The 25,320-nt window shown below is 64.1% G+C and carries 30 protein-coding genes and 4 pseudogenes; 33 read left to right on the top strand and 1 reads right to left on the bottom strand.

The window, feature by feature from the left end:
* Positions 1–15: 15 nt before the first annotated feature.
* The gene (locus tag KDD17_RS08395; RefSeq protein ID WP_212703269.1) at positions 16–486 is read right to left on the bottom strand and encodes a pyridoxamine 5'-phosphate oxidase family protein; all 471 of its coding nucleotides are present in this window, start codon (positions 484–486) and stop codon (positions 16–18) included.
* 134 nt (positions 487–620) lie between these two features.
* Here KDD17_RS08395 and KDD17_RS08390 point away from each other — a divergent pair, with 134 nt between their 5' ends.
* The 33 genes and pseudogenes from KDD17_RS08390 (at position 621) to nuoK (ending at position 25,319) form a co-directional block, all read left to right on the top strand.
* Positions 621–1,784: an acyl-CoA dehydrogenase family protein gene (locus tag KDD17_RS08390; RefSeq protein ID WP_212703268.1), complete on the top strand. Its 1,164-nt coding sequence runs from the start codon at positions 621–623 to the stop codon at positions 1,782–1,784.
* Positions 1,784–2,278 carry a lysozyme inhibitor LprI family protein gene (locus KDD17_RS08385; RefSeq protein ID WP_254796949.1) on the top strand — a complete coding sequence of 165 codons (495 nt, stop codon included), beginning with the start codon at positions 1,784–1,786 and terminating at the stop codon, positions 2,276–2,278. Before KDD17_RS08390 ends, KDD17_RS08385 begins: the two co-directional genes overlap by 1 nt.
* Before the next feature lies 1 nt (position 2,279).
* Positions 2,280–3,295, top strand: a pseudogene (locus tag KDD17_RS08380) (AMP-binding protein); the annotation flags it as partial.
* A gap of 42 nt (positions 3,296–3,337) precedes the next feature.
* Positions 3,338–3,784 (top strand): AMP-binding enzyme, encoded by a 447-nt coding sequence (locus tag KDD17_RS19230; RefSeq protein ID WP_431358150.1) that lies wholly within the window; start codon positions 3,338–3,340, stop codon positions 3,782–3,784.
* Positions 3,781–5,385 (top strand): carboxyl transferase domain-containing protein, encoded by a 1,605-nt coding sequence (locus KDD17_RS08375; protein WP_212703266.1) that lies wholly within the window; start codon positions 3,781–3,783, stop codon positions 5,383–5,385. The genes KDD17_RS19230 and KDD17_RS08375 overlap by 4 nt, the downstream gene beginning before the upstream one ends.
* A 61-nt stretch (positions 5,386–5,446) precedes the next feature.
* Positions 5,447–5,854: an ASCH domain-containing protein gene (locus tag KDD17_RS08370; protein WP_254796748.1), complete on the top strand. Its 408-nt coding sequence runs from the start codon at positions 5,447–5,449 to the stop codon at positions 5,852–5,854.
* Positions 5,847–7,784 (top strand): acetyl/propionyl/methylcrotonyl-CoA carboxylase subunit alpha, encoded by a 1,938-nt coding sequence (locus KDD17_RS08365; RefSeq protein ID WP_212703264.1) that lies wholly within the window; start codon positions 5,847–5,849, stop codon positions 7,782–7,784. The genes KDD17_RS08370 and KDD17_RS08365 overlap by 8 nt, the downstream gene beginning before the upstream one ends.
* Entirely contained in the window at positions 7,781–8,443 is a 663-nt protein-coding gene (locus KDD17_RS08360; protein WP_212703263.1) for a glutathione S-transferase family protein, read from the top strand. Before KDD17_RS08365 ends, KDD17_RS08360 begins: the two co-directional genes overlap by 4 nt.
* A gap of 180 nt (positions 8,444–8,623) precedes the next feature.
* Positions 8,624–9,478, top strand: coding sequence for a hydroxymethylglutaryl-CoA lyase (locus KDD17_RS08355; RefSeq protein WP_212703262.1), 855 nt, complete (start codon positions 8,624–8,626; stop codon positions 9,476–9,478).
* A 62-nt stretch (positions 9,479–9,540) separates the two neighbouring features.
* Positions 9,541–10,332, top strand: a complete 792-nt coding sequence (locus tag KDD17_RS08350; RefSeq protein ID WP_212703261.1) for a crotonase/enoyl-CoA hydratase family protein — start codon at positions 9,541–9,543, stop codon at positions 10,330–10,332.
* Positions 10,333–10,896: 564 nt separating this feature from the next.
* The gene (locus KDD17_RS08345; RefSeq protein WP_212703260.1) at positions 10,897–11,262 is read left to right on the top strand and encodes an NADH-quinone oxidoreductase subunit A; all 366 of its coding nucleotides are present in this window, start codon (positions 10,897–10,899) and stop codon (positions 11,260–11,262) included.
* Positions 11,253–11,795 carry a NuoB/complex I 20 kDa subunit family protein gene (locus KDD17_RS08340; protein WP_212703259.1) on the top strand — a complete coding sequence of 181 codons (543 nt, stop codon included), beginning with the start codon at positions 11,253–11,255 and terminating at the stop codon, positions 11,793–11,795. The genes KDD17_RS08345 and KDD17_RS08340 overlap by 10 nt, the downstream gene beginning before the upstream one ends.
* A gap of 12 nt (positions 11,796–11,807) precedes the next feature.
* A complete protein-coding gene (locus KDD17_RS08335; protein ID WP_212703258.1) occupies positions 11,808–12,413 on the top strand; it encodes an NADH-quinone oxidoreductase subunit C in 606 nt (201 codons plus the stop codon).
* Positions 12,413–13,645 carry an NADH-quinone oxidoreductase subunit D gene (locus KDD17_RS08330; protein ID WP_212706185.1) on the top strand — a complete coding sequence of 411 codons (1,233 nt, stop codon included), beginning with the start codon at positions 12,413–12,415 and terminating at the stop codon, positions 13,643–13,645. The genes KDD17_RS08335 and KDD17_RS08330 overlap by 1 nt, the downstream gene beginning before the upstream one ends.
* Positions 13,642–13,902, top strand: coding sequence for a hypothetical protein (locus KDD17_RS08325; RefSeq protein WP_212703257.1), 261 nt, complete (start codon positions 13,642–13,644; stop codon positions 13,900–13,902). The genes KDD17_RS08330 and KDD17_RS08325 overlap by 4 nt, the downstream gene beginning before the upstream one ends.
* Positions 13,903–13,996: 94 nt before the next feature.
* The gene (locus tag KDD17_RS08320; RefSeq protein WP_212703256.1) at positions 13,997–14,362 is read left to right on the top strand and encodes a hypothetical protein; all 366 of its coding nucleotides are present in this window, start codon (positions 13,997–13,999) and stop codon (positions 14,360–14,362) included.
* Positions 14,363–14,392: 30 nt separating this feature from the next.
* Positions 14,393–15,325: an NADH-quinone oxidoreductase subunit NuoE gene (gene nuoE, locus KDD17_RS08315; RefSeq protein WP_348541445.1), complete on the top strand. Its 933-nt coding sequence runs from the start codon at positions 14,393–14,395 to the stop codon at positions 15,323–15,325.
* A gap of 32 nt (positions 15,326–15,357) precedes the next feature.
* Positions 15,358–15,645: pseudogene (locus tag KDD17_RS19135) on the top strand (NADH-quinone oxidoreductase subunit E); the annotation flags it as partial.
* A 37-nt stretch (positions 15,646–15,682) separates the two neighbouring features.
* A complete protein-coding gene (locus KDD17_RS08310; protein WP_212703255.1) occupies positions 15,683–16,573 on the top strand; it encodes an NADH-quinone oxidoreductase subunit E in 891 nt (296 codons plus the stop codon).
* A gap of 15 nt (positions 16,574–16,588) precedes the next feature.
* Positions 16,589–16,813: a DUF5337 family protein gene (locus tag KDD17_RS08305; protein WP_212703254.1), complete on the top strand. Its 225-nt coding sequence runs from the start codon at positions 16,589–16,591 to the stop codon at positions 16,811–16,813.
* 3 nt (positions 16,814–16,816) lie between these two features.
* On the top strand, positions 16,817–18,112 hold the full coding sequence (gene nuoF / locus KDD17_RS08300; protein ID WP_212703253.1) for an NADH-quinone oxidoreductase subunit NuoF: 1,296 nt from the start codon (positions 16,817–16,819) through the stop codon (positions 18,110–18,112).
* The gene (locus KDD17_RS08295) at positions 18,112–18,396 is read left to right on the top strand and encodes a hypothetical protein (protein WP_212703252.1); all 285 of its coding nucleotides are present in this window, start codon (positions 18,112–18,114) and stop codon (positions 18,394–18,396) included. Before nuoF ends, KDD17_RS08295 begins: the two co-directional genes overlap by 1 nt.
* Positions 18,396–18,719: a hypothetical protein gene (locus tag KDD17_RS08290; RefSeq protein ID WP_212703251.1), complete on the top strand. Its 324-nt coding sequence runs from the start codon at positions 18,396–18,398 to the stop codon at positions 18,717–18,719. The genes KDD17_RS08295 and KDD17_RS08290 overlap by 1 nt, the downstream gene beginning before the upstream one ends.
* A gap of 9 nt (positions 18,720–18,728) precedes the next feature.
* Positions 18,729–18,968 (top strand): hypothetical protein, encoded by a 240-nt coding sequence (locus KDD17_RS08285; RefSeq protein ID WP_212703250.1) that lies wholly within the window; start codon positions 18,729–18,731, stop codon positions 18,966–18,968.
* A gap of 97 nt (positions 18,969–19,065) precedes the next feature.
* Positions 19,066–19,398 carry a hypothetical protein gene (locus tag KDD17_RS08280; RefSeq protein ID WP_212703249.1) on the top strand — a complete coding sequence of 111 codons (333 nt, stop codon included), beginning with the start codon at positions 19,066–19,068 and terminating at the stop codon, positions 19,396–19,398.
* A 111-nt stretch (positions 19,399–19,509) separates the two neighbouring features.
* Positions 19,510–19,911: a DUF5333 domain-containing protein gene (locus KDD17_RS08275; protein WP_212703248.1), complete on the top strand. Its 402-nt coding sequence runs from the start codon at positions 19,510–19,512 to the stop codon at positions 19,909–19,911.
* 4 nt (positions 19,912–19,915) lie between these two features.
* Positions 19,916–21,930: pseudogene (nuoG, locus tag KDD17_RS08270) on the top strand (NADH-quinone oxidoreductase subunit NuoG).
* Between the two features lie 23 nt (positions 21,931–21,953).
* Positions 21,954–22,312: pseudogene (locus tag KDD17_RS08265) on the top strand (hypothetical protein).
* 10 nt (positions 22,313–22,322) lie between these two features.
* The gene (nuoH, locus tag KDD17_RS08260) at positions 22,323–23,363 is read left to right on the top strand and encodes an NADH-quinone oxidoreductase subunit NuoH (protein ID WP_212703247.1); all 1,041 of its coding nucleotides are present in this window, start codon (positions 22,323–22,325) and stop codon (positions 23,361–23,363) included.
* A gap of 1 nt (position 23,364) precedes the next feature.
* Positions 23,365–23,853, top strand: coding sequence for an NADH-quinone oxidoreductase subunit NuoI (nuoI, locus tag KDD17_RS08255; protein WP_212703246.1), 489 nt, complete (start codon positions 23,365–23,367; stop codon positions 23,851–23,853).
* Positions 23,850–24,266 (top strand): carboxymuconolactone decarboxylase family protein, encoded by a 417-nt coding sequence (locus tag KDD17_RS08250; RefSeq protein ID WP_212703245.1) that lies wholly within the window; start codon positions 23,850–23,852, stop codon positions 24,264–24,266. Before nuoI ends, KDD17_RS08250 begins: the two co-directional genes overlap by 4 nt.
* Complete coding sequence (locus KDD17_RS08245; RefSeq protein WP_212703244.1) at positions 24,263–24,865, top strand: NADH-quinone oxidoreductase subunit J; 603 nt, start codon at positions 24,263–24,265, stop codon at positions 24,863–24,865. Before KDD17_RS08250 ends, KDD17_RS08245 begins: the two co-directional genes overlap by 4 nt.
* Positions 24,866–25,013: 148 nt before the next feature.
* The gene (gene nuoK / locus KDD17_RS08240; RefSeq protein ID WP_212703243.1) at positions 25,014–25,319 is read left to right on the top strand and encodes an NADH-quinone oxidoreductase subunit NuoK; all 306 of its coding nucleotides are present in this window, start codon (positions 25,014–25,016) and stop codon (positions 25,317–25,319) included.
* Position 25,320: the final 1 nt, after the last annotated feature.

The raw sequence follows: 25,320 nt of genomic DNA, 5'->3' as shown, positions 1-25,320 counted from the left end.
GTCCGCAGTCGGCCTCTAGAACGTGATCGTGCCGTGGCGTCCCATGTCGGGCTTTTCGTCCGTCAGGTGTGATTTCGCCACCTCATAGAGGAATTGCGCGGTGCCGCCCGTCGTCCAGACTTCGGCCTCGCGCGGGTCAAAGCGCATCAACTGAACGTCCGGATCCTGCTTGCCACCCTCGAACCACGCGGCCGCGATGGCGTTCCACAGACGGTCGAGCTGCGCGGGATCTTCGACGCAGACGAGTGATCCGTCGACGCGGGCGTAGAGCCCTTCGCCCGCGCTGGCGAGCTGGTACTGCGCGGGCACGCTGGTCTGCGCTGATTTGGCGAGGTCGGTTCCCTTGGCGGTGATGAACCAGATCGGGCCGCCGTCGTCATCGGCGTAGTGGCTCATCGGCACGGCGGGCGCCCCGTTGGCCGACAGCATCCCGGCGCGGGCCTCTTCGAGGCGGTCATAGAATTCTTCCTTGAGGGTATCGGACATTCGGCGTCTCCTGTGTTGAGATGTCGCAGGTCAACCATTGGCTGTGCCATCGGTTCCCGCACCGCTTGACGGATCGGGGAAAAACTGCAAGTAATGAACAAGTGTTCAATAAACGTCGCCGGGGAGGGTAGGGCATGTTCAACGCCACCATGAAGTTTGATCTGGGTGAGGATGTGAATGCCCTGCGCGAGGGTATCCACCGCTGGGCGCAGGAGCGCGTGCGCCCGATGGCGCAGGACATCGACAAGGAGAACCTCTTTCCCGCCGATCTGTGGACCGAGATGGGGGAGATGGGCCTGCTGGGCATGACCGTCGATGAGCAATGGGGCGGCACCGGCATGGGCTATCTGGCGCATACGGTTGCGGTGGAAGAGGTCGCGCGGGCGTCGGCCTCCGTCTCGCTATCCTACGGCGCGCATTCCAACCTGTGCGTCAACCAGATCAGCCTGAACGGCACAGACGCGCAACGCGCGAAATACCTGCCCAAGCTGTGTTCGGGCGAACACGTCGGCGCGCTGGCGATGAGCGAGACCTCCGCCGGGTCGGACGTGGTATCGATGAAGCTGAGCGCGGAGAAGCGCAACGATCACTACCGTCTGAACGGCAATAAATACTGGATCACCAACGGCTGTGATGCCGAAACGCTGGTGGTTTATGCCAAGACCGACAAGGACGCGGGCAGCAAGGGGATCACCGCCTTTCTGATCGAAAAATCGATGGTTGGGTTCTCCACGAGCGCGCATTTTGACAAGCTGGGGATGCGCGGATCGAATACGGCAGAGCTGATTTTCGACGATTGCGAAGTGCCGTTCGAGAACGTGCTGGGCGAAGAGGGGCGCGGCGTGGCCGTGCTGATGTCGGGGCTGGACTACGAGCGGGTCGTTCTGGCGGGCATCGGACTGGGGATCATGGCCGCCTGTCTGGACGAGATCATGCCCTATATGGCCGAGCGCAAGCAGTTCGGGCAGCCCGTGGGATCGTTCCAACTGATGCAGGGCAAAATGGCGGATATGTATACGGCGATGAACTCGGCCCGCGCTTACGTGTATGAGGTCGCAAAGGCGTGCGACCGCGGCGAGGTCACGCGCGCGGATGCGGCGGCCTGCTGCCTTTATGCGTCCGAGCAGGCGATGGTGCAGGCGCATCAGGCGGTGCAGGCCATGGGTGGGGCGGGATTTTTGTCCGACAGCCCCGTCAGCCGGATCTTCCGCGATGCCAAGCTGATGGAAATCGGGGCGGGCACGTCCGAGATCCGCCGCATGCTGGTCGGACGGGAGATGATGGGAGCCATGGCGTGATGAGGCTGGTGCTGGCGCTTGTGTGCGTGGCGGGCACAGCCGCCGCGCAGGAGCCGCCCTATGCCGATACCGCGACCGAAGTCTGCCTGAACCGGGCCAACGGATACGCCGCACAGCTCGCCTGTGTGGGCAGATCGGCGGATATGTGCATCGCCACGCCTGCGGGTGGATCGACAGTCGGGACAGGCTATTGCCTTGATCGGGAACGTGATTTCTGGGACAGGCTTTTGAATGATCACTATCAGGCGACGCTGAGCCAGGCGGTTGAATACGACGCGGAACTGGACGCCATGTCAGCCCGCACGGCCAATATCCCGCGACAGGCAGGCGCGCTGCGCGAGATGCAGCGCCGCTGGATCGGCTTTCGCGACGCGGCCTGCGCCTATGCGGCATCGCAATGGGGCGGCGGGACGGGTGCGGGCCCCGCGGCGCTGGACTGTCTGATGCGGCAGACCGCCCGGCAGGCGCTGGCGTTGCGCCTGTGGGCGCGTTGAGATGGGACCGCTGCCGGGTCTGACGCAGGACGGCGCGTGGGACATTCCCGACCGGCTCAACATGGCGCGCCAGTGTCTGGCGGGCGATGGGACTGCGCTTGCGGTCATTGACGGGGCGGAGCGGGTGAGCCGCGACGCCCTGCGCCGCGACGTCGATGGCATCGCACGCGCGTTGTTGGCGCGGACCTCTGCCGGAGATCGGATCGGTGTGCTGCTGAGCCAATCGTCGTGGTGCTTGGCCGCGCATCTGGCAATCTGGAAAATTGGTGCGATTTCAGTGCCTTTGTTCAAACTCTTCAAGCATGACGCGCTGGCGAGCCGGATCGGCGATGCGGGCGTGCGGCTGGTATTAACGGATGCCGAGGGCGCGGATCTTGTGGGGGATCTCGCGGAGCCGAAGGCGGCCGCGCACTGTGGTGTCGAGGGCAACGCGGTGCCGTTTGCCGACACCGGGCCGGAGGATCCGGCGGTACTTATCTATACCTCCGGGACCACAGGCAGCCCCAAGGGCGCGCTGCATGGCCACCGGATGCTGACCGGCCATTTGCCCGGCGTCGCGATGAGCCACGGCGGGCTGGGGCACGAGGGCGATTGCCTGTGGACTCCGGCGGATTGGGCGTGGATCGGCGGGCTGTTTGACGTGGCGATGCCCGCGCTGGCGCTAGGCGTGCCGGTGGTCGCCGCAAGGATGCCAAAATTTGACCCGCAAAAATGCAAGGCGCTGATCGCACGCCATAAAATTCGCAACGTGTTCTTTCCGCCCACCGCGCTGCGCATGCTCAAGGCGGCGGAGGCGCAGATTCCCGATCTGCGCTCGGTCGCGAGCGGGGGGAGCCCTTGGGCGCGGAGATGCTGGCGTGGGGGCGCCATGCTTTTGGTCTGGAAATCAATGAGTTCTATGGTCAGACAGAGTGTAATATGATCGCATCCAGCTGTGCGGCGGCGTACCCGGCGCGCGCGGGTTGCATCGGCAAACCCGTGCCGGGGTTCGAGATCAAGGTGCTGGACCCCAGCGCCGACGGCGAGGGCGACATCGCCGTGCGGCGCGGTGCCGGATCGATGATGCTGGGCTATTGGAACCGACCCGAAGAGACCGCCGAAAAGTTCCGCGGCGACTGGATGCTGACCGGGGATCGCGGCCGCTGGGACGAAGGCTTTCTGCGGTTTGTCGGGCGCGAGGACGATGTGATTACGTCGGCCGGCTACCGCATCGGCCCGGCGGAGATCGAGGATTGCCTGCTGACCCATCCCGCCGTGGCCACCTGTGGCGTGGTGGGCAAGCCGGATGCCCTGAGGACAGAGGTGGTCAAGGCCTATGTGGTGCGCAAACCGGGCGCCGATGTGGACGGTGATGCCCTTAAGAAATGGGTTCAGGATCGGCTGGCAAGCTATTCCTATCCAAGGGAAATAGAGTTTCTGGAGGCGCTGCCGATGACCGTCACGGGCAAGGTGATCCGCCGAGAATTGAAGGCCCGCGCGGCGGGTGAAAGCGAGGCTAACACATGAAACTGCAGTCACAGGCGCTCCCCTCATCCGAGCAGTTCAAGGCCAACCGTGCCGCCCATCTGGAGGCACTGGCGCAGATTGCGCAGGCGGCGGAGGCCGCGAGCCTTGGCGGCGGGGAGAAATCGCGTGAGCGGCACGTGAGCCGGGGCAAGATGCTGCCGCGTGAGCGGGTGGCGAACCTACTTGACCCCGGATCGCCGTTTCTGGAGGTCGGCGCGCTGGCGGCACACGGTCTCTACGATGGCGCGGCGCCTGCGGCCGGCGTGATTGCGGGCATCGGGCAGGTGCAGGGCCAGGACGTCATGGTTGTGTGCAACGATGCGACGGTCAAGGGAGGAACGTATTACCCCATGACCGTTAAGAAACACCTAAGAGCGCAGGAGATCGCCGAGGAAAATCACCTTCCCTGCATCTATCTGGTGGATTCGGGCGGTGCGAACCTGCCCAATCAGGACGAGGTTTTCCCCGACCGCGACCATTTTGGCCGGATTTTCTATAATCAGGCGCGGATGAGCGCCAAGGGCATCCCGCAGATCGCGGTGGTGATGGGGTCGTGCACGGCGGGCGGCGCCTATGTGCCCGCGATGAGCGATGTGACGATCATCGTGAAGGAGCAGGGCACGATCTTTCTCGCCGGGCCGCCCCTGGTCAAGGCGGCGACCGGTGAGGTCGTGAGCGCCGAGGATCTGGGCGGCGGCGATGTGCACACGCGGCTGTCGGGCGTGGCCGATTATCTGGCCGAAGATGACGCACATGCGCTCGCGCTGGCGCGGCGCGCGGTGGGGCATCTGAACCGCGCAAAACCCACGACGGTTCAATGGGATAGCCCCGAAGAACCCGCTTATGATCCGGAGGAAATTCTGGGCGTCGTGCCCGGCGATTTGCGCACGCCCTACGACATTCGCGAGGTGATCGCGCGGGTGGTGGATGGCTCGCGCTTTGACGAGTTCAAGCCGCGCTTTGGCGAGACGCTGGTGACCGGGTTCGCCCATCTCAAGGGCTGTCCCATCGGGATCGTGGCCAACAATGGCGTGCTGTTTTCGGAGGCCGCGCAGAAGGGCGCGCATTTTGTCGAGCTCTGCTCGCAGCGCGGCATCCCTCTGTTATTCCTGCAAAACATCACCGGCTTCATGGTCGGGCGCAAATACGAGAACGAGGGCATTGCGCGCCACGGGGCCAAGATGGTCACGGCGGTGGCCTGCACCAATGTCCCCAAGATCACGATGCTGGTCGGCGGATCATTTGGCGCGGGAAATTATGGTATGGCTGGAAGGGCTTACAGCCCGCGCTTCATGTGGACATGGCCGAATTCGCGGATCAGCGTCATGGGCGGGCCGCAGGCGGCGGGGGTGCTTGCCACCGTGAAACGCGACGCGATCGAGCGCGGCGGCGGGGCGTGGTCGGACGCGGAAGAGGCTGCCTTCAAACAGCCCACGATTGATATGTTCGAGGAGCAGTCGCATCCGCTTTATGCCACGGCGCGGCTGTGGGACGACGGGATCATCGACCCGCGCAAAACCCGCGATACGCTGTTTCTGAGCCTGAGCGCGAGCCTGAATGCGCCCATCGAGGAGACACGCTTTGGCGTGTTCCGCATGTGATGCACCGGGCGTGCACACACCGTACACCGGGCGTGCAGACGCCATGACGCTGGAGCAGGCCATGGCCAGATACCCCGGCGCGCGCACGTTTTCCTTTGGCGACAGCCCCGCGCTGATTGCGGAGCTGACCGGATTGGTGCGCAAGGGCGTCAAGCGGGCGACCTGCACCGCCGTGGCCGACATCGAGGCCGGCCGGGAGGCGGCGCCCGAGATCGGGCGGCGGGATATCGCATTGGGGCCCTACGGCGCGCCCGCGCTGGTGATCGAGACGCAAGAGCTGATCGAGACCACATGGGCGGGGATGACCGAAGAAATGGCGCTGGCCGAGGGCGAGGATGACAGCCTGGAGAGTTGGCGCGCGGGGCACCGCAGATACTACACCCGACAGGGAATTTTTGCCGAGGACATGCAGCTGATCTGGGAGCGGTTCACGGTGATCGAGGATTTTGAGGAGAGCGGCGATGTTTGACAGCATTCTGATTGCCAACCGGGGCGAGATTGCCTGCCGGGTGATGCAAACGGCGCAGGCCATGGGCGTGCGCTGTGTGGCGGTGTATTCGGACGCGGATGCGGGGGCGCGCCACGTGGCGCTGGCGGATGCGGCGGTGCACATCGGCGGCTCGGCGCCCGCTGACAGCTATCTGCGCGGGGACGCGATCATCGCGGCGGCCAAGGCCACGGGCGCGCAGGCGATCCACCCCGGCTACGGCTTTCTGAGCGAGAACCCCGGATTTGTCGAAGCGGTCGAGGCGGCGGGGCTGACATTTATCGGCCCCTCGGCGGAGGCGATCCGCGCCATGGGTCTGAAGGATGCCGCTAAGGCGCTGATGGTCGAGGCGGGCGTGCCTGTTGTGCCGGGCTATCACGGGGCCGATCAGGACGACGCGCTGCTGGCGCGCGAGGCCGAGGGCATCGGCTATCCGGTTCTGATCAAGGCCGTGGCCGGTGGCGGGGGCAAGGGCATGCGGCTGGTCGAGGCGCCCGGTGATTTTGCCACAGCACTGGAGAGCGCGCGGTCGGAGGCGCGGACGGCTTTTGGCAACCCGGATGTGCTGGTCGAGAAATTCGTCACCCAGCCGCGCCATATCGAGGTGCAGGTGTTCGGCGATGGCACCCGTGCGGTGCATCTGTTCGAGCGGGATTGTTCGCTGCAGCGCCGCCACCAGAAGGTGATCGAGGAAGCACCCGCACCCGGCATGACGCCCGAGATGCGCGCGGCCATGGGCGACGCGGCGGTACGCGCGGCGGAGGCCATCGGATACAAGGGCGCGGGCACGGTTGAATTCATCGTCGACGGCGCGGGCGGGCTGAGCGCGGACGGGTTCTTTTTCATGGAGATGAACACGCGTTTGCAGGTGGAGCATCCCGTGACCGAAGCCATCACCGGGGTTGATCTGGTGGAATGGCAGCTGCGGGTGGCCGCCGGGGAGGGGCTGCCCGCGCGCCAGCAGGATCTGGGCATCGTCGGGCACGCCTTTGAGGCGCGGCTGTATGCCGAGGATGTGCAGGCGGGGTTTTTGCCCGCGACCGGGACACTGTCGCACCTGCGCTTTCCGCAGGGCGCGCGGGCCGATACCGGGGTGCGCGCGGGCGATACCATCAGCCCGTTCTACGACCCGATGATCGCCAAGATCACGGTGCACGGACCCACCCGCGCGGTCGCTTTGGCGCGGCTGCGCCGGGCGCTGGCGCAGACGGAAGTGGCGGGCACGGTCACCAACCTTGCCTTTCTGGGCGCGCTGGCGGGGCACGCGGGGTTTGGCCGCGGCGAGGTCGACACCGGGCTGATCGCGCGCGATCTTGACGCGCTGACGGTGCAGGCCACGGTGACACCGGCCCATGCGGCACTGGCGGGGATGGCGGCCCTCGGGCTGCTGGATCCGGGGCCGGAGGCGGGATTTACCCTTTGGGCGCCGCTGGTGCGGCAGGTGGCGTTGCAGTGGGGCGGCGAGGATCATTTGCTGAAGGTCGAGGTGAGCGGGCCGGATGCCCAGACGTGGCATGTGGGCGATACGGTGGTCGAGGCGCGCCGGATCGGCGGCGCGTGGCAGATAGGCGGCGCGCCTGCGGCGGCGGTGGCGGTCGATGGGCTGACGGTCACGGTCTTTGACGGCTACGGGATGGTGTTCGAGGTGATTGACCCGCTATTGCAGGCGGAGGCTGGATCGGGGGACGGCACGCTGATCGAGGCACCGATGCCCGGTCTGGTGCGCGCGATTGACGCGACCGTGGGGCAGGCGGTGGCCAAGGGCGACAGGCTGGCGGTACTGGAAGCGATGAAGATGGAGCATTCCCTTCTGGCGGCGCGCGACGGGGTCGTGGCGGAGGTGCTGGCAGCACAGGGCGATCAGGTCGAGGCCGGTGCGGCGCTGGTGCGGCTGGAGGCGGACGACGCATGATCGTCCTGCATCACTGCCCGCAGACCCGATCCATGCGGCCGCTGTGGCTGCTGCACGAGCTGGGGGTGGATTTCGAAGTGCGGACCTATCCGTTCGACAAGACCCTGCGCAGCCCGGCGTTTCTGGCAAAATCCCCCGCGGGCCGCGTGCCCGCGCTGGAGATCGGTTGCGAGACGTTGTTCGAGACGGGGGCGATCACGGAAGTGCTGTGCGAGCGGTTCTCGCCCGATGTCATGGGACGGCCCGCGGGGCACGCGGAGCGGGGGGCGTGGCTGTCGTGGGTGCATTTTTCGGAGACGATCAGCCAGCACGCGGCAGCGCTGACCCAGCAGCACGTGGCGCTGCGCGAGGATCACATGCGCAGCGCCTGGGTCATGAAGCTGGAGGCGGCGCGGATCGGGAAATGCTTTGCCGCGCTGGATGGGCGGCTGGACGGGCGTGACTACCTGCTGGACGGCGGGTTTTCGGCGGCGGATGTGTCTTGCGGCCAGGCGGTGTATCTGGCGCGTTATTTTGCGACATTCGACGGGTTTGAGCGGCTGTCCGACTGGTACGGGCGGATCAGCGCGCGGGCGGGATTTCGGGCGTCACTGCCCGCCGCGGAGGAGCGGCTGTTTTTGCAGACGTTTTTTGCGCCTTGGGACCTGCCCGCCGGATGAGACGGCGCGCAGGCGTATTTTTGGCACTCAAAAGCGGGCGCGGCGTGTAGGGTTCTTGAGGATAGGATTTGGGGAGGAGCGGATGGTTTTGGGAGCGTGTTGGTTTTTGGGGGGTGAAGACCGTCTTGGAAACCGTCCGGGGGACGGTTTCAGGTCTGAACGGGCGGAGCCCCGGAGGAGATGAGTATGGGACCGTGTGAGATATTTGAGGTCGGCCCACGCGATGGGTTGCAGAACGAAGCGGGCGACATCTCGGTTGAAGATAAAGTCGCCTTGGTCGATGCGCTGAGCGAGGCGGGATTTCGGCGTATTGAATGCGCGAGTTTCGTGTCGCCCAAATGGGTGCCGCAGATGGCGGGATCGGGTGCGGTGCTGGCGGGGATCAGCCGCGCGCCGGGGGTGCGCTATGCCGCGCTGACGCCGAACTTGCGCGGCTACGAGGATGCGGTGGCGGCGGGAGCGGATGAGATTGCGGTCTTTGCCAGTGCGTCCGAGGGGTTCAGCCGCAAAAACATCAACGCCACTATTGCCGAGAGTATCGAGCGGTTTGCGCCGATCCTTGAGCGGGCGCGGACGGTGGATCTGCCGGTGCGGGGCTATGTGTCTTGCGTGGTGGAATGCCCCTATGACGGGGCGGTGGCGCCTGCGGCGGTGGCGCAGGTGGCCGATACGCTGTTTGCGATGGGCTGCTACGAGATCTCGCTGGGGGACACGATCGGGGCGGGAACGCCCGACAGCATTGCGCGCATGCTGCTGGCCGTGCGCGACGTCGTGCCGGTGGGGCGTTTGGCCGGGCATTTTCACGATACGGGCGGGCGGGCGATGGATAACATCGATGCCTCGCTATCGCTTGGGGTGCGGGTGTTTGATGCGGCGGTGGGCGGATTGGGCGGCTGCCCCTACGCGCCCGGTGCCTCGGGCAATGTGGCGACCGAAGCGGTGGCAGCGCATCTGGCTGGTCTGGGGTATGAGACCGGTTTGGATCTGGACGCGATTGCGCAGGCGGCGGCACTGGCGCGCGGGATGCGGGGGTAGCCAGAGTTTCGGGGAAACTCTGGGCCCAAAATTTGGGACAAATTTTGTGGAGCGGGTGGCGGATGTTTGAGACGATCTCGATTGTGGTGGATGGGCGCGGGGTGGCGACGCTCACGCTGGAGCGTGCGGAGAAGCACAACGCGATGAGCGCGCAGATGCTCGAAGAGCTGACGGCGGCGGCTGTGCAACTGGGGGCCGATGACGCTGTGCGGGTCGTGGTATTGGCCGCCGCGGGCAAGACGTTCTGCGCGGGCGGCGATCTGGGCTGGATGCGGGCGCAGATGGGCATGGACGCGCCCACGCGTGCCGCCGAGGCGGGCAAGCTTGCGACCATGCTGGGCGCGCTCAACCGTCTGCCCAAGCCGTTGATCGGGCGACTGCATGGCAATGCTTTTGGGGGTGGTGTCGGCATGGCGTCGGTCTGTGATGTGGCGGTGGGCGTCGACACGCTCAAGATGGCGCTAACGGAGACCAGGCTGGGGATCATCCCCGCCACCATCGGCCCCTATGTGATTGCCCGGATGGGCGAGGGGCGCGCGCGAAGGGTGTTCATGTCGGGCCGCGTCTTTGATGCGGTGGAGGCGGTGGAGCTGGGATTGCTCGCGCGCGCCGTGCCGCAGGCGGAGTTGGATGCGGCGGTGGAGCGCGAGGTCGCCCCCTATCTGGCCTGCGCGCCGGGGGCCGTGGCCGCCGCCAAAAAGCTGGCGCAGGATCTGGGCGGGGCGGCCACCGAGGAGGCCGTGAAGATGTCGATCGCCGCCCTGGCCGAGCGGTGGGAGACCGAAGAAGCCGCCGAGGGCATTGCCGCGTTTTTCGAAAAGCGCCCGGCGGGTTGGGTGGTTAAGACGCGGTAGATCACGATTGGACGACCTCCTATTGCAAGGCGCTTGTCTGCGGGCGCGATACGGACGGGCGGCTTCCCGGAGACAGAGGTTGAATGTCTGGCAAGGTGGCGTATGGGCCGTACGGGGGGACGTAGCCGTCGGGAATAAAGGAGACGTTGCCATCGTCGCCTTGCACGAAACTCCCCGAAAGGGTGTTGGATGCACTGCCGGACGGGTTACTGTTGTTCCGTCTGACGGACCCGCGACCGGGGTCCGCGGTCTGGGTGAAGGTCGTTGTGGCACCGGTCGACGCGGCGTCCCCCGGATAAATCGTGGTATCTCCGAGGGTGACAAGAAATCCCGTGGCCATGCTGTGCTTCGTCTGGAGGCTGACGCGGGTTTATCCAAAAAATGATTTTCGGGTTGGGTGCCACGCGAGACCGACGCGGGCGGAACGCGGGGCGGCGACGGGCAGCGGGCGGGCTGCGACACCTTTCCGCGCCACTTGGCGTTGACCCCGTGGGGTGGCAGGGCTAAACCCCATGCAAGCGTTAGACCGGGGTGCGCCCCGGCGATCCAAGAAAGGAGCCACCCTTGGAAGACATGCTTAGGGAATACCTGCCGATCCTGATTTTTCTGGGCGTTGCCATTGGTTTGGGCCTTGCCCTGTTGCTGGCGGCTGCCGTACTGGCGGTGCGCAACCCGGACCCGGAAAAAGTGTCGGCCTATGAGTGCGGGTTCAACGCGTTTGACGATGCGCGCATGAAGTTTGACGTGCGATTCTACCTCGTGTCGATCCTGTTCATCATCTTTGATCTGGAAATCGCGTTCCTGTTCCCCTGGGCCGTGGCCTTTGCCGATATCTCGATGGTCGGCTTCTGGTCGATGATGGTGTTCCTGGGCGTTCTCACCGCAGGCTTTGCCTATGAATGGAAGAAAGGGGCGCTGGAATGGCAGTAACCTCCACCAACCTCAGCACGGCGACCGCGGGCATGGACCGCGACGTGGCCACGCAAAACCTCAACACTGCGTTGCAGGACAAGGGTTTCCTGCTGACCTCGACCGAGGATCTGATCAACTGGGCGCGCACGGGCTCGCTGCACTGGATGACCTTTGGTCTGGCGTGTTGCGCGGTCGAGATGATGCACACCTCGATGCCGCGCTACGATCTTGAGCGGTTCGGCACGGCGCCGCGCGCCTCCCCGCGCCAGTCGGATCTGATGATCGTGGCGGGCACGCTGACGAACAAGATGGCGCCGGCGCTGCGCAAGGTCTACGACCAGATGCCCGAGCCGCGCTACGTGATCTCGATGGGCAGCTGCGCCAACGGCGGCGGCTACTATCACTACAGCTATTCGGTGGTGCGCGGATGCGACCGGATCGTGCCGGTGGATATCTATGTGCCCGGCTGCCCGCCGACGGCGGAGGCGCTGCTGTACGGTATCATGCAGTTGCAACGCAAAATGCGCCGCACCGGTACAATCGTCCGTTAAGGAGCCTGAGCCATGAGTGACCAACTGCAAGAACTCGGTGCCTATATCGAGGCCAAGCGTCCCGATTGCGTCCTGGCCTGGGACATCGCCCACGGTGAGCTGAACGTCGATGTGACGCTCGCGAATATCGCGGGGCTGGTGGAGTTTCTGAAGGGCGATGCAACCTGCCGGTTCTCGTCTTTGGTGGACATCACGGCCGTCGATTACCCCGGCCGGGCCAAGCGGTTTGACGTCGTCTACCACTTCCTGAGCATGTACCAGAACCACCGCATCCGCCTGCGCGTGGCCGTGCGGGAGCAGGATCTGGTGCCGTCGCTTGTGGATATTCACCCCTCGGCCAACTGGTTCGAGCGGGAGGTGTTCGACATGTTCGGCATCCTGTTCAGCGGCCACCCAGACCTGCGGCGCCTGCTGACGGATTACGGTTTTCGCGGCTACCCGCTGCGCAAGGATTTCCCGACCACCGGCTATACCGAGGTCCGCTATGACGAGGCGGAAAAGCGGGTTGTGTATGAGCCCGTGAGCCTTGTGCAGGAATACCGGCAATTTGACTTCATGTCGCCGTGGGAGGGTGCGGAATACGTGCTGCCCGGCGACGAGAAAGAGGCAGCGAAATGATGGACGGTTCGAAATTCGATGACGGCAGCGTGGATGCGCTGAGCGGCGAGCAGAAAATCCGCAATTTCAACATCAACTTCGGCCCGCAACACCCTGCCGCGCACGGGGTTTTGCGTCTGGTGCTAGAGCTGGACGGCGAGGTCGTGGAGCGCTGCGACCCGCACATCGGCCTGCTGCACCGGGGCACGGAAAAGCTGATGGAGAGCCGGACATATCTGCAAAACCTGCCGTATTTCGACCGGCTGGATTATGTCTCCCCGATGAACCAGGAGCACGCGTGGTGTCTGGCGATCGAGCGGCTGACCGGCGTGGAAGTGCCGCGCCGCGCCTCATTGATCCGGGTGCTGTACTCCGAGATCGGGCGCATTCTGAGCCACCTTCTGAACGTCACGACGCAGGCGATGGACGTGGGCGCGCTGACCCCGCCGTTGTGGGGGTTTGAAGAGCGTGAAGATCTGATGATTTTCTACGAGCGGGCCTGCGGTGCGCGTCTGCACGCGGCCTATTTCCGCCCCGGCGGGGTGCACCAGGATCTGCCGCCAGAGCTGCTCGATGATATCGAGACGTGGACGCATAAGTTTCTCAAGGGCTTCATGGTAGACATCGATGGGCTGCTGACCGAAAACCGGATCTTCAAGCAGCGCAACGTGGATATCGGTGTCGTCACCGAAGAGGACATTCAGGACTGGGGCTTTTCCGGCGTGATGGTGCGCGGGTCGGGTCTGGCGTGGGATTTGCGCCGTGCGCAGCCCTATGAATGCTACGATGAATTCGATTTCCAGATCCCCGTGGGCAAGAACGGCGATTGTTACGACCGCTACCTCGTCCGCATGGAAGAGATGCGCCAATCGGCCCAGATCATGCTGCAAGCCATCGAAAAGCTGCGCGCGCCCGAGGGGCAGGGTGATATCCTTGCCCGGGGCAAGATCACGCCGCCCAAGCGCACGGACATGAAGCAGAACATGGAAAGCCTGATCCACCACTTCAAGCTTTACACCGAAGGGTTCCACGTGCCCGAGGGGGAGGTTTATGCCGCCGTCGAGGCGCCAAAGGGGGAATTTGGCGTCTATCTGGTGGCTGACGGCACCAACAAGCCCTACCGCGCCAAACTGCGTGCACCGGGCTATCTGCACCTGCAGGCGATGGACTATATGGCGAAGGGCCACCAGCTGGCGGATGTGGCGGCGATCATCGGGACGATGGATATCGTGTTTGGTGAGGTCGACCGGTGAGGGGGCTGTCGATCGTTTGCGTGCTGGTCGCCACGGCGGCCGGTGCCGATGCGGACAAAAAGGCCGCGCTGATCGACGCGATGAACGCCGAGGGCTGCAAGATGACGACCTCGCGGGCCAATGAGGTCATGCCGGAGCTTGGCATCGACCGGGCGACGGCGATCCGGCTCTCGCGCGAGATGATGGCGGAGGGCATTGCGACCTTCGCCGAGGACGAGGAAACGCTGCTGCTGTTGCCCCCCGCCTGCACCAGCTGACGCGACAAGGAATGACCATGCTGCGCAGATTTCACGCCACGCGATGCGACCGCCGCGCCCGCCCCTTGTGGGCGGTCGGATCGGGGGCACGCCGATGACGCTGCCACCGTGGCCCTTGCTGGTGCTGTTGGGCGTTGGTGCCGTGCTGACTGCCCTTCTTGCGCTGGCGTTTTACCGCGATCCCGTCAAGGGGATGGAAGAAGCCACGCATCGTCCCGAAAAGCTGCCACTGGTGATGATTGACCGCTATTTGGCGGTAACGATTATCCAGGTGGGTCTGATCTTTTTCGGGACGCTGGAAATGATTGCGGTGTTCTGTGTGGCCGGTGCGGTGATGGGCTTGGGCGACGGGCTGATCTATGCGCGGGCCAAACTGCCGCATATCAAACATACGCTGTCCGGCGTTCTGGCCCTGATCGGGCTTGCCGTGACGATTTACTACATGACGGGCAGCGCCTGAGCGCGCCCTGTCGAGACCGAGGACTGATCGATGCTGCGTAGACTACACGCCGACCAACCCGAAAGCTTTGCCTTCACGCCCGCCAATCAGGCGTGGGCGGAAGCGCAGATCACCAAATACCCTGAGGGCCGTCAGGCCAGTGCGATCATTCCGCTGCTGTGGCGCGCGCAGGAGCAGGAGGGGTGGCTCTCCCGCCCGGCGATCGAGCATGTGTCGGAAATGCTGGGGATGGCCTATATTCGCGGGCTTGAGGTGGCGACGTTCTACTTCATGTTCCAGCTGCAACCGGTAGGCCAGATTGCGCATTTCCAGATTTGCGGCACCACGTCCTGCATGATCTGCGGGGCCGAGGATCTGGTGGCCGTGTGCCGTGAGCGCATCGCCGACAAGCCGCATCAGATCAGCGCCGACGGGAAATTCTCGTGGGAAGAGGTTGAATGTCTGGGGGCGTGTTCGAACGCGCCGATGGCGCAGATCGGCAAGGATTACTACGAGGATCTGACGGTCGAGAGCTTCAATGCGCTGATCGACGATCTGGCGGCGGGCAAGGTGCCGACGCCGGGGCCGCAGAACGGGCGCTATGCCTCTGAGCCTTTGAGCGGGCTGACCAGCCTGACCGAATGGGACAGCGGCAAGACGCAGTATAACGCAAGCGCGCAGCTGGCGACGGATATCGGCGATACGGTCAAACGCATCGACGGGACCGAGGTGCCCTTGCTGGCGCCGTGGCAGGGCAAGGCGGCGAACACCGGCAAGGCGCCGAAGCCCGCGCGCAGTGACCTGATGCCGCCCGATGGGCCCGACGGAAAGCAGGGCGGGCGGTTGCCTGGGGAAGACGCAGCCCCCGCGACCGGGGCGATGCCTCTGACAAGCATTCGAACGTCGAAGGGGAGGCGCCCGAGGCCCGCCCCGTCGCCAAGCCCAAGCGCGGCAGCGTCGCCCCCGACCAAAAAGCGGATGTAAAGGCACAAAGCGGCAGCCCCGCAGGCCCCGGCAAGAAGCCCCGCACGATGAAGGCGCCGCGCAAGGAAGGGGCCGATGATCTCAAGCTGATCAAGGGCGTTGGGCCGAAGCTCGAGTCACTGTTAAATTCGATGGGTTTTTTCCATTTTGACCAAATCGCAAAATGGGGCCAAGATGAGCTGGCCTGGGTTGATCAGAACCTCGAAGGGTTCAAGGGCCGTGCGTCGCGCGATGCATGGGTGGATCAGGCCGGGCGTCTTGCGCGGGGGGAAGCCACTGAATTCTCTGCCAAGGCCAGCAAAGACGGGCGGTATTCGTAACCGCCCGAGCATATCCATTGGGGGATAGTTTACGATTATGGCACAACAGAATAACACGGAATGTCAGCTGATATGCTGGGGGATTGCGGCGGTTGTCGGGTTCCTGGCGATGATCATGCTGTACTGGATGGCGGCATTCGGCGCGCTTCAGGCGATTTTTACCGGCGGGCTGATCGGCTTTGTGCTGGGGCTGGTGCTGGGCCTGTTCGTGTGTCGGGGCCAGACGGCCAAGGCGGATCTGAGCGACGAGGCGTCCAAACCCGCAAATCGCTATGCCGCCGAGGCGGAAAAGAAAAAGACCCCCGCGGCCGAGGTGACACGCGCCGGCAGTGCTGCAACCGTGGCAGGCTCGGGCGATGCGGATGGGACGTCGGACGTTGATATGACGCAGCCGCTGGGCACGATGGCCGCCGTTTCGGGCACGGCCGCGACGGCTGCGGCCCCGGCGGCATCGGCAAGCACGATCGTGAAGCCGTCCAAGGAGTTGCCGGGCCAGCAGGAGCTTGCGGCGCGCAAGGGCGAGTGGAAGTACGAGAACGACAGCGTGGCTGCCCCGGCAGAGCCGATCCCCGGCGGCGCGCCTGTTACGGCCGATGCCGCAGCGCCGGCCGCCCCGACACCGCAGGCGGCCCCGTCGCCCGCCGAAGGGCCGGGCAGCGCGCCCGAGCTGATGGACGCGCCACGCTCAGAGGGAGCGGACGATCTCAAACTCATCAGCGGTGTGGGGCCCAAGCTGGAAGGCACGCTCAACGAGATGGGGATCTGGCATTTCGATCAGGTCGCCAAATGGGGCAAAAAGGAAATCGCCTGGGTCGACAGCCGCCTGCGTTTCAAGGGCCGCATCGAACGGGACGACTGGATGAGCCAGGCCAAGGTTCTGGCCAAGGGCGGCGAGACGGAATTCTCGCGCAAGAAGAAGAAAAGCTGAAAATGGCTGCCGCCCGTGCATGAAAGGGACGACAAACTGTCTCGGGACGGGCGGCGGCTGGCTTTGGTAAGTATTGCGGCGGCGTTTGCCTTTATGGGCATTCAATTCGCCGGGGTCAGCTTTGGCTGGTCAAACCAGATCATGGGCCTGTTGGAGCTGGGCATTGCCGCCGTGTTCCTGTGGGTGATCATACAAGCAGTCAGGATGTGGCGCGCGCGCCAGTCCGAAAAGGATGGATAGCAGATGTTGCAGGACAAAGACCGGATTTTCACCAATATCTACGGCATGCACGACCGCACGCTGAAGGGTGCGCAGGCGCGTGGCCATTGGGACGGAACCGCAAACATCATCAAGAAGGGCCGCGACTGGATCATCGACGAGATGAAAGCCTCCGGTCTGCGGGGCCGGGGCGGTGCGGGCTTTCCGACCGGTCTGAAATGGTCGTTCATGCCCAAGGAATCCGACGGGCGGCCCAGCTATCTTGTCGTCAACGCCGACGAATCCGAGCCCGGCACCTGCAAGGACCGCGAGATCATGCGCCACGATCCGCACACGCTGATCGAGGGATGCCTGATCGCGTCCTTCGCGATGAACGCCAATGCCTGCTACATCTACATCCGCGGCGAATACATCCGCGAGAAAGAGGCGCTTCAGGCGGCCATCGACGAGGCCTATGAGGCCGGGCTGGTGGGCAAGAATGCCGCAAAATCCGGCTGGGACTTCGACATCTACCTGCACCACGGCGCGGGCGCCTACATCTGCGGCGAGGAAACCGCGCTGCTGGAATCGCTTGAGGGCAAGAAGGGCATGCCGCGCATGAAGCCGCCGTTCCCGGCGGGTGCGGGCCTTTATGGCTGCCCCACGACGGTGAACAACGTCGAATCCATCGCGGTCGTGCCGACGATCCTGCGGCGCGGTGGCGAATGGTTCGCGGGCTTTGGTCGGCCTAACAACGCGGGCACCAAGCTGTTTGCGATCTCGGGCCACGTCAACAACCCCTGCGTCGTCGAAGAGGCGATGAGCATTTCGTTCGAGGAGCTGATAGACAAGCATTGCGGCGGGATCCGTGGCGGTTGGGACAACCTCAAGGCAGTGATCCCCGGTGGATCGTCGGTGCCGATGGTGCCGGGCAAGCCGATGCGCGCGGCGACCATGGATTTCGACTATCTGCGCAACGAGTTGCAGTCGGGCCTTGGCACGGCGGCGGTGATCGTGATGGATCAGAACACCGATATCATCAAGGCGATCTGGCGGCTGGCGAAGTTCTACAAGCACGAAAGCTGCGGCCAGTGCACGCCGTGCCGTGAAGGCACCGGCTGGATGATGCGGGTGATGGACCGTCTGGTGAAGGGCGACGCGGAGCCGCATGAGATCGACATGCTGCTGGACGTGACCAAGCAGGTCGAGGGGCACACCATCTGTGCGCTTGGCGATGCGGCGGCCTGGCCCATTCAGGGGCTGATCCGCCACTTCCGCGACGAGATCGAGGACCGCATCGCGCATAAGCGCAAGGGCCGTCCGGCGGTCGCTGCGGAGTAATGTTGGTTGAGGCGCTGAATTTCATCGCGGTGCCCGGTGCCATCGCGGCGGTTCAGATCGTGCTTTATCTGATGGTCTTGCCGAAATTCGGGATCCGCGCGTTTTGGGCGTGGTCCCCGCTGGTGCCGATCCTCGCGATGGTAGGGATCTTCTTTGGCGGCGGGTGGATCAGCTTCTACAGCTTGCTGGGGCCGATCCCGGGCGCTGTTCCGATGTATCAATTCGTCATGGCGATGATCAGCTTTGTGCCGCTGATGCTGATGGCGTTCGCCCGGCGCGCGTGATGTGGGGCTGGCTGCCACGTCGGCGCACGGACGACGAAAAGCGTGCCGATGTGGGCGACGCTCTTTGGGAGCTGCTGATCGCCGTAGGGGTGCTGACCCTCGGCCTTGCCATGATGGCGTTTTCGCTGATGACCGGCGTGGGAGTGGATTGGCTGTTTTTTCTGGGGGCGCTCATCGCTTTTGCCGGCGGGATATTTTCCGGGCAGGCCCTGCTGGGTTTGGTGTTGGAAATCAGCATCGGCATGGCCGGAATGACGGTGGTCCTGGTGGTGCTGATCCTTGGCTTCGCGTTTGTGCAGGGCTACACCCTGTTGACCGGGTAGGGGGCGCGCATGGGATTTTTCCGCAATATCTTTGACGGGCTTCTGAGTTTTGCCGCCTGTCTCGCGACGCTTGCGGCCTTTGGGCTGCCCACCTGGGCCACGCATCAGGCGATCACCTACGGGCTGGTGCCTGCGTGGGTCTATGTGGCGCTGGTGGCGATGATCTATGTGGGCGGCAATTTGGCGATTGCGTTCCTGCGCAAGGCGCTGGACGGCGTGGCCCCCCTGCGGGAGCGCAAAAGGCGGTGAGGGGGCCGTCTAAACGCTGGCACTCGGCGCGCGATTGCGCAATAAGAGGCCGCGAAAACACCGTTAGCGGGCCGGGTCCGGTCCGCAGGAGATGTCGATGAAATCTGCCATCCTGCTTGCCTGCGCCTCCGCCCTGTTGATCGGCTGCACCTCTGCGGAGGATCGCATCTTTTTCGACGGGCAGTTCTACAACGCCAAGCTGCGCAAGGTTGACCGCCAGCTAGACCAGTTTGTCGTGACCGTGCGCCCGGTGTCGAAATCGCTGACGGGGGCGGTGCAGGCCGGTGAATACGAGGCGATCACCTATTGTGTGAACACCTACGGCAGCTCTGACATCGAATGGGCGGTGGGGCCCGACACCCCCGAGGGGCAGCTGCCCATCGACCGCGACACACTGACGCTTTCCGGCACGTGCCCGGGCGCGCGATAAGGAAAAGACGGCGTGCGGCCTCGCCAGCGGCGCGTTGATATTGCATAGCAAAGGGACAGATTCCCATCTGTAGGGCGGGCATAGACCCGATTACACTTGAGGAGAACGAGTATGCGACATCTGATGATTGCCACCACCGTGATTGCCCTGACGGCCCCCGCCGTGGCTGCCAAACCCGCGCTGCGCGACGTGGCGTCGATTGACAACGCGGTGTTCGACGTGGCCGTGGCCAACGAGATCCGCAAGAATTGCCCCGATATCTCGGCGCGGATGGTGCGTGCGCTGCGCATGTACAACGACGTCAAGAAAGAGGCCCGCAAGCTGGGCTATACCGACGCCGAGATCGATGCCTATGCCGACAGCGATACCGAAAAGGCGCGCATGAAGGCGCGGGGTGCGGCCTATTTCAAAGCCAATGGCGTGTCAGAGTCGGACCCGCAGAGTTATTGTGCCCTCGGGCGCAGTGAGATCCAAAAGTCGAGCCGCATCGGCTCGTTGCTGAGAGAAAAGTGAACCCATGAGCGATACGCGCAAGATCATCATCGACGGGAACGAAGTGGAAGCCGATGGGGCGATGACCCTCATTCAGGCGTGTGAGCAGGCGGGCATCGAGGTGCCGCGTTTCTGCTATCACGAGCGGCTGTCGATCGCGGGCAACTGCCGGATGTGTCTTGTGGAAGTCGTGGGCGGCCCCCCAAGCCTGCGGCCTCCTGTGCGATGCAGGTGCGCGATCTGCGCCCCGGCCCCGAGGGCCAGCCACCGGTCGTGAAAACCAACTCGCCCATGGTCAAGAAGGCCCGCGAGGGGGTGATGGAATTCCTGTTGATCAATCACCCGCTGGATTGCCCGATCTGCGATCAGGGCGGCGAGTGTGACCTGCAGGATCAGGCGATGGCCTACGGTGTGGATTTCTCGCGCTACCGCGAGCCCAAGCGCGCGACCGAGGATCTGGATCTGGGCCCCTTGGTCGAAACCCACATGACGCGCTGCATTTCCTGCACCCGCTGCGTGCGCTTCACCACCGAGGTGGCGGGCATCACGCAGATGGGCCAGACGGGCCGTGGCGAGGATGCCGAGATTACCGCCTATCTGGGCGAGACGCTCGACAGCAACATGCAGGGCAACATCATTGATCTGTGCCCCGTCGGCGCGCTGGTGTCGAAGCCCTACGCCTTTACCGCGCGCCCGTGGGAGCTGACCAAGACCGAGAGCGTCGATGTGATGGACGCGCTGGGGTCCAACATTCGCGTGGATACCAAGGGGCGCGAAGTGATGCGGTTCCTGCCGCGTAACCACGACGGCGTGAACGAGGAATGGATTTCGGACAAGACGCGTTTCGTCTGGGACGGTCTGCGCAAGCAGCGTCTGGACACGCCCTATATCCGCGAGAACGGCAAGCTGCGCCGCGCCGAATGGCCCGAGGCGCTGGCGGCGGCGGCGGCGGCGATGAAGGGCAAGAAGATCGGCGCGCTGGTCGGCGATCTGGCCCCGGTCGAGGCGGCGTTTGCGCTCAAGGAATTGGTCGTGGGGCTGGGCGGCGCGATCGAGTGCCGCACCGATGGGGCCAAGCTGCCCGCGGGCAACCGGTCGGGCTATGTCGGCACGGCGGCGGTCGAAGATATTGATGCCGCCGACAAGATCCTGCTGATCGGCACCAATCCCGCCATCGAGGCGCCTGTGCTGAACGCGCGCATCCGCAAAGCCTGGGCGCGCGGCGCCGATGTGAGTGTGGTCGGCCCCAAGGTCGATCTGACCTATGAATACGAACACATGGGCGCGGACCGCGCGGCGCTGGCGCATGTGGCGTCGCTGGATCACGCGTCGCTCAAGGAGCTGAACGCGCTGGTGATCGTGGGGCAGGGTGCCCTGGCCGCCGAGGACGGCGATGCCGTGCTGGGGCACGCGATGCAGATCGCGGAGCGCAGCGGCGCGGGTCTCATGGTGCTGCACACGGCGGCGGGCCGCGTGGGGGCGATGGACGTGGGGGCTGTTGCCGAGGGTGGCGTGCCGGAAATCCTGAAATGCGACGTGATCTATAACCTTGGCGCCGATGAGGGCGACATTCCTGCGGGGCCGTTCGTGATTTATCAAGGCTCCCACGGGGATCGCGGTGCGCACCGCGCCGACATCATCCTGCCCGCCGCCGCCTATACCGAAGAGCCGGGGCTGTTCGTGAATACCGAAGGGCGCCCGCAGATCGCGCAACGCGCAAGCTTTGCGCCCGGTCAGGCCAAGGAAAACTGGGCCATCCTGCGCGCGCTGAGCGCGGAGCTGGACGCGACGCTGCCCTACGACAGCCTTGCCGCGCTGCGGCAGGCCATGGTCAAGGCGGTGCCGCATCTGGGCCGTATCGACGAGGTGGCCGAGAATGACTGGCAGGCTGTCGACGCGGGCACGCTGGGTGAGGGGGCTTTTGCGCCCGCGATCACGGATTTCTACCTTTCCAACCCGATCGCGCGCGCCTCGAGCCTGATGGCGGAGTTGTCGGCCAACGCAAAGGCGCGCCGCACCGAGGCGATGGCGGCCGAGTGAGGCGCGCCGCCGCCGCCCTCGCGCTGCTGGCGCTGGCCGGCTGCGACCCCGCCCCCCCGTGGCCGAGGATTTCATCCCCGAATACAGGGGCGTGGACACCGTGCTGCTGGATGGGGATCTGGTGCAATTCAACGTCGCGATGACCAAGGCGATGGCGCCCGAAAACGTCGCGGCTTACGCGGAATGTGCAGCCGCGCAATATACCCTTATTCGCGGCTACGGATTCGCAAGACATGTGCGCACAAATGTCGAAATCGAGGGTGGCATTTGGCGGGCCGATGCTGTTTACACAATCTCGCCGAGCCTGCCCAAGGGCTTGCGGACGATCGATGCCGAAGTGGTGACTGCCAATTGCCGCGAAAAAGGTATCCCGACGGTGTGAGGACCGACTAATGGCTGATTTCTTCTTCAACACGACCCTCGGGGCGATTCTCCTGATTGTGGGTCAGATCTTTCTTGTGGTGATCCCGCTGCTGGTCGCGCTGGCGTTCCTGATGTACGCGGATCGCAAGATCTGGGCTGCGGTACAGCTTCGTCGGGGGCCGAACGTCGTGGGCGTTTACGGGCTGCTGCAATCCTTTGCGGATTTCGGCAAGTATATCGTCAAGGAAATCGTGGTGCCTGCGGGCGCGGATCGACCGGTGTTCTTCCTCGCGCCGATGATCTCACTGGTGATGGCGCTGGTCGCCTGGGCGGTGATCCCGTTCAATGACGGCTGGGTGCTGTCGGATATCAACGTGGCGATCCTGTTCGTCTTTGCCGTCTCCTCGCTGGAGGTTTACGGCGTGATCATGGGCGGCTGGGCGTCGAATTCGAAATACCCCTTCCTTGGCTCGTTGCGCTCTGCCGCGCAGATGATCTCCTATGAGGTCTCGATCGGTCTGATCATCATCGGGGTGATTATCTCCACCGGATCGATGAATTTTTCCGGCATCGTGGCCGCACAGCAAAGCGATTATGGCTTGCTCAGCTGGTACTGGCTGCCGCATTTCCCGATGCTGATCCTCTTCTTCATCTCGGCGCTGGCCGAGACGAACCGCCCGCCGTTTGACCTGCCGGAAGCTGAATCCGAACTGGTGGCGGGCTATCAGGTTGAATATTCCTCCACGCCCTTCCTGCTCTTTATGATCGGGGAGCTGGTGGCCGTGGTTCTGATGTGCGCGCTCATTTCGCTGATGTTCTTTGGCGGTTGGTTGTCGCCCATTCCGGGCCTGCCCGACGGGATCTTCTGGATGATCCTCAAGATGGGTCTGGTGTTCTTCATGTTCTCGATGATCAAGGCGATCACGCCGCGCTACCGCTATGACCAGCTGATGCGTCTGGGCTGGAAAGTGTTCCTGCCGTTCTCGCTGATCTGGGTGGTGTTCGTGGCGTTTGCCGCAAAATTCGAATGGTTCTGGGGCATCTACGCCCGCTACGCGACAGGAGGCTGAGATGACCGACTACGCAAGACACGCTAAATACTTTCTGCTTCAGGATTTTTATCAGGGGCTGAAGCTGGGGATGAAGTATTTCTTCAAGCCCAAGGCGACGCTGAACTACCCGCACGAAAAGGGCCCGCTGTCACCGCGGTTCCGCGGCGAGCATGCGCTGCGCCGGTATCCCAACGGTGAAGAGCGCTGCATCGCGTGCAAGCTGTGCGAAGCGGTCTGCCCCGCGCAGGCGATCACGATTGATGCGGAGCCGCGCGACGACGGCTCGCGCCGCACGACGCGCTATGACATCGACATGACCAAATGCATCTACTGCGGTTTCTGTCAGGAAGCCTGCCCGGTGGATGCCATCGTCGAAGGCCCGAATTTCGAATTCAGCACCGAGACCCGCGAAGAGCTTTACTACGACAAGGAAAAACTGCTCGACAACGGCGCCCGCTGGGAAGCCGAGATCGCGCGCAATCTCGAGATGGATGCACCCTACAGATGAGCGGCGCAAAGAACCCCTGGGAAGAGATGATGCGGCAGGCGCAGGAAATGGCAAAGTCCTTTCCCGCGATGGACGCCTTTTCGCCAAAGGGGTTCGAGGCGATGATGGGCGTGCTGCCCAAGGACGTGATGGAGACGTTCTTTGGCAATACCTACAACCCTGACGGGCTGGACGCCAAGACGCGGCTGCTGCTGACGCTGGCGGGGCTGACCATGCAGGGCGCGCAGAACGATACCGCCGTGCGCCAGACCGTACGTCATGCGGTCGAGGCGGGCGCGCACAAGCAACAGATCATCGAGACCATCGGCCAGATGTCGGCGTTTGCGGGCATCCCCGCGTCGGGCCGGGCGATGGAGCTGGCACGCGAAGTGCTGGAAGACGACAATTCGACCAAACCGGAAGGTGACGCATGAGCGTGTTTGCATTCTATCTCTTTGCGGTCTGCGTGATCGCGGGCGGGCTGTTCACGGTGGTCAGCCGCAATCCCGTACACTCGGTCCTGTGGCTGATCCTGTCGTTCCTGTCGTCGGCGGGGCTGTTCGTGCTGCTGGGGGCGGAATTCGTCGCGATGCTGCTGATCATCGTCTATGTGGGCGCGGTCGCGGTGTTGTTCCTGTTCGTGGTTATGATGCTGGACGTCGATTTTGCCGAGTTGAAGGCGGAGATGGCGAAATACCTGCCGCTGGCGCTGCTGATCGCGATCGTGATCCTGATGCAGTTCGTCATCGCCTTTGGCGCGTGGGAGACAAATGCCGCCGCCGAAGGGCTGCGCACGCAGGTGACGGATACCGGGGTCGAGAACACGGCGGCGCTTGGCCTGATCCTCTACGACGAGTATTTCCTGTTGTTCCAGCTGTCGGGCCTGATCCTGCTGGTGGCGATGATTGGCGCGATCGTGCTGACCCTGCGCCACCGGGGGGACGTGAAACGTCAGGACGTGGTCGCGCAGATGATGCGCGATCCGGCCAAGGCGATGGAGCTCAAGGACGTGAAGCCCGGGCAGGGGCTGTAGACACTCCGGCCGCTGCGGTGGCCGGAATTTTCAAAAATTCCGGGCCGATTTTTTCGAAAAAATCGGGCAGGGATACAGACGGATCGCCGGGACGCACCGGCTCGCAAGACCACCCCGCCGCCGTGCGGGGAAGAAACTGAGGGACGACATGATCGGACTTGAACATTACCTGACGGTGGCGGCGACGCTTTTCGTCATTGGCATCTTCGGGCTATTTCTGAACCGCAAGAACGTGATCATCCTGCTGATGAGCATCGAATTGATGCTGCTCGCGGTGAACATCAACCTCGTGGCGTTCTCCAGCTATCTGGGTGACATGGTGGGGCAGGTGTTCACCCTGTTCGTGCTGACGGTCGCCGCCGCCGAAGCGGCCATTGGCCTTGCGATCCTCGTGTGCTTCTTCCGCAACCGCGGCACGATCGCGGTCGAAGACGTCAACGTGATGAAGGGCTGAG

The organism is Sulfitobacter albidus, assembly GCF_018200035.1.
GTDB classification, from domain to species: domain Bacteria; phylum Pseudomonadota; class Alphaproteobacteria; order Rhodobacterales; family Rhodobacteraceae; genus Sulfitobacter; species Sulfitobacter albidus.
Note: the sequence above shows the minus strand (reverse complement) of the source record. Positions and strands in the feature narration are given on the sequence as shown.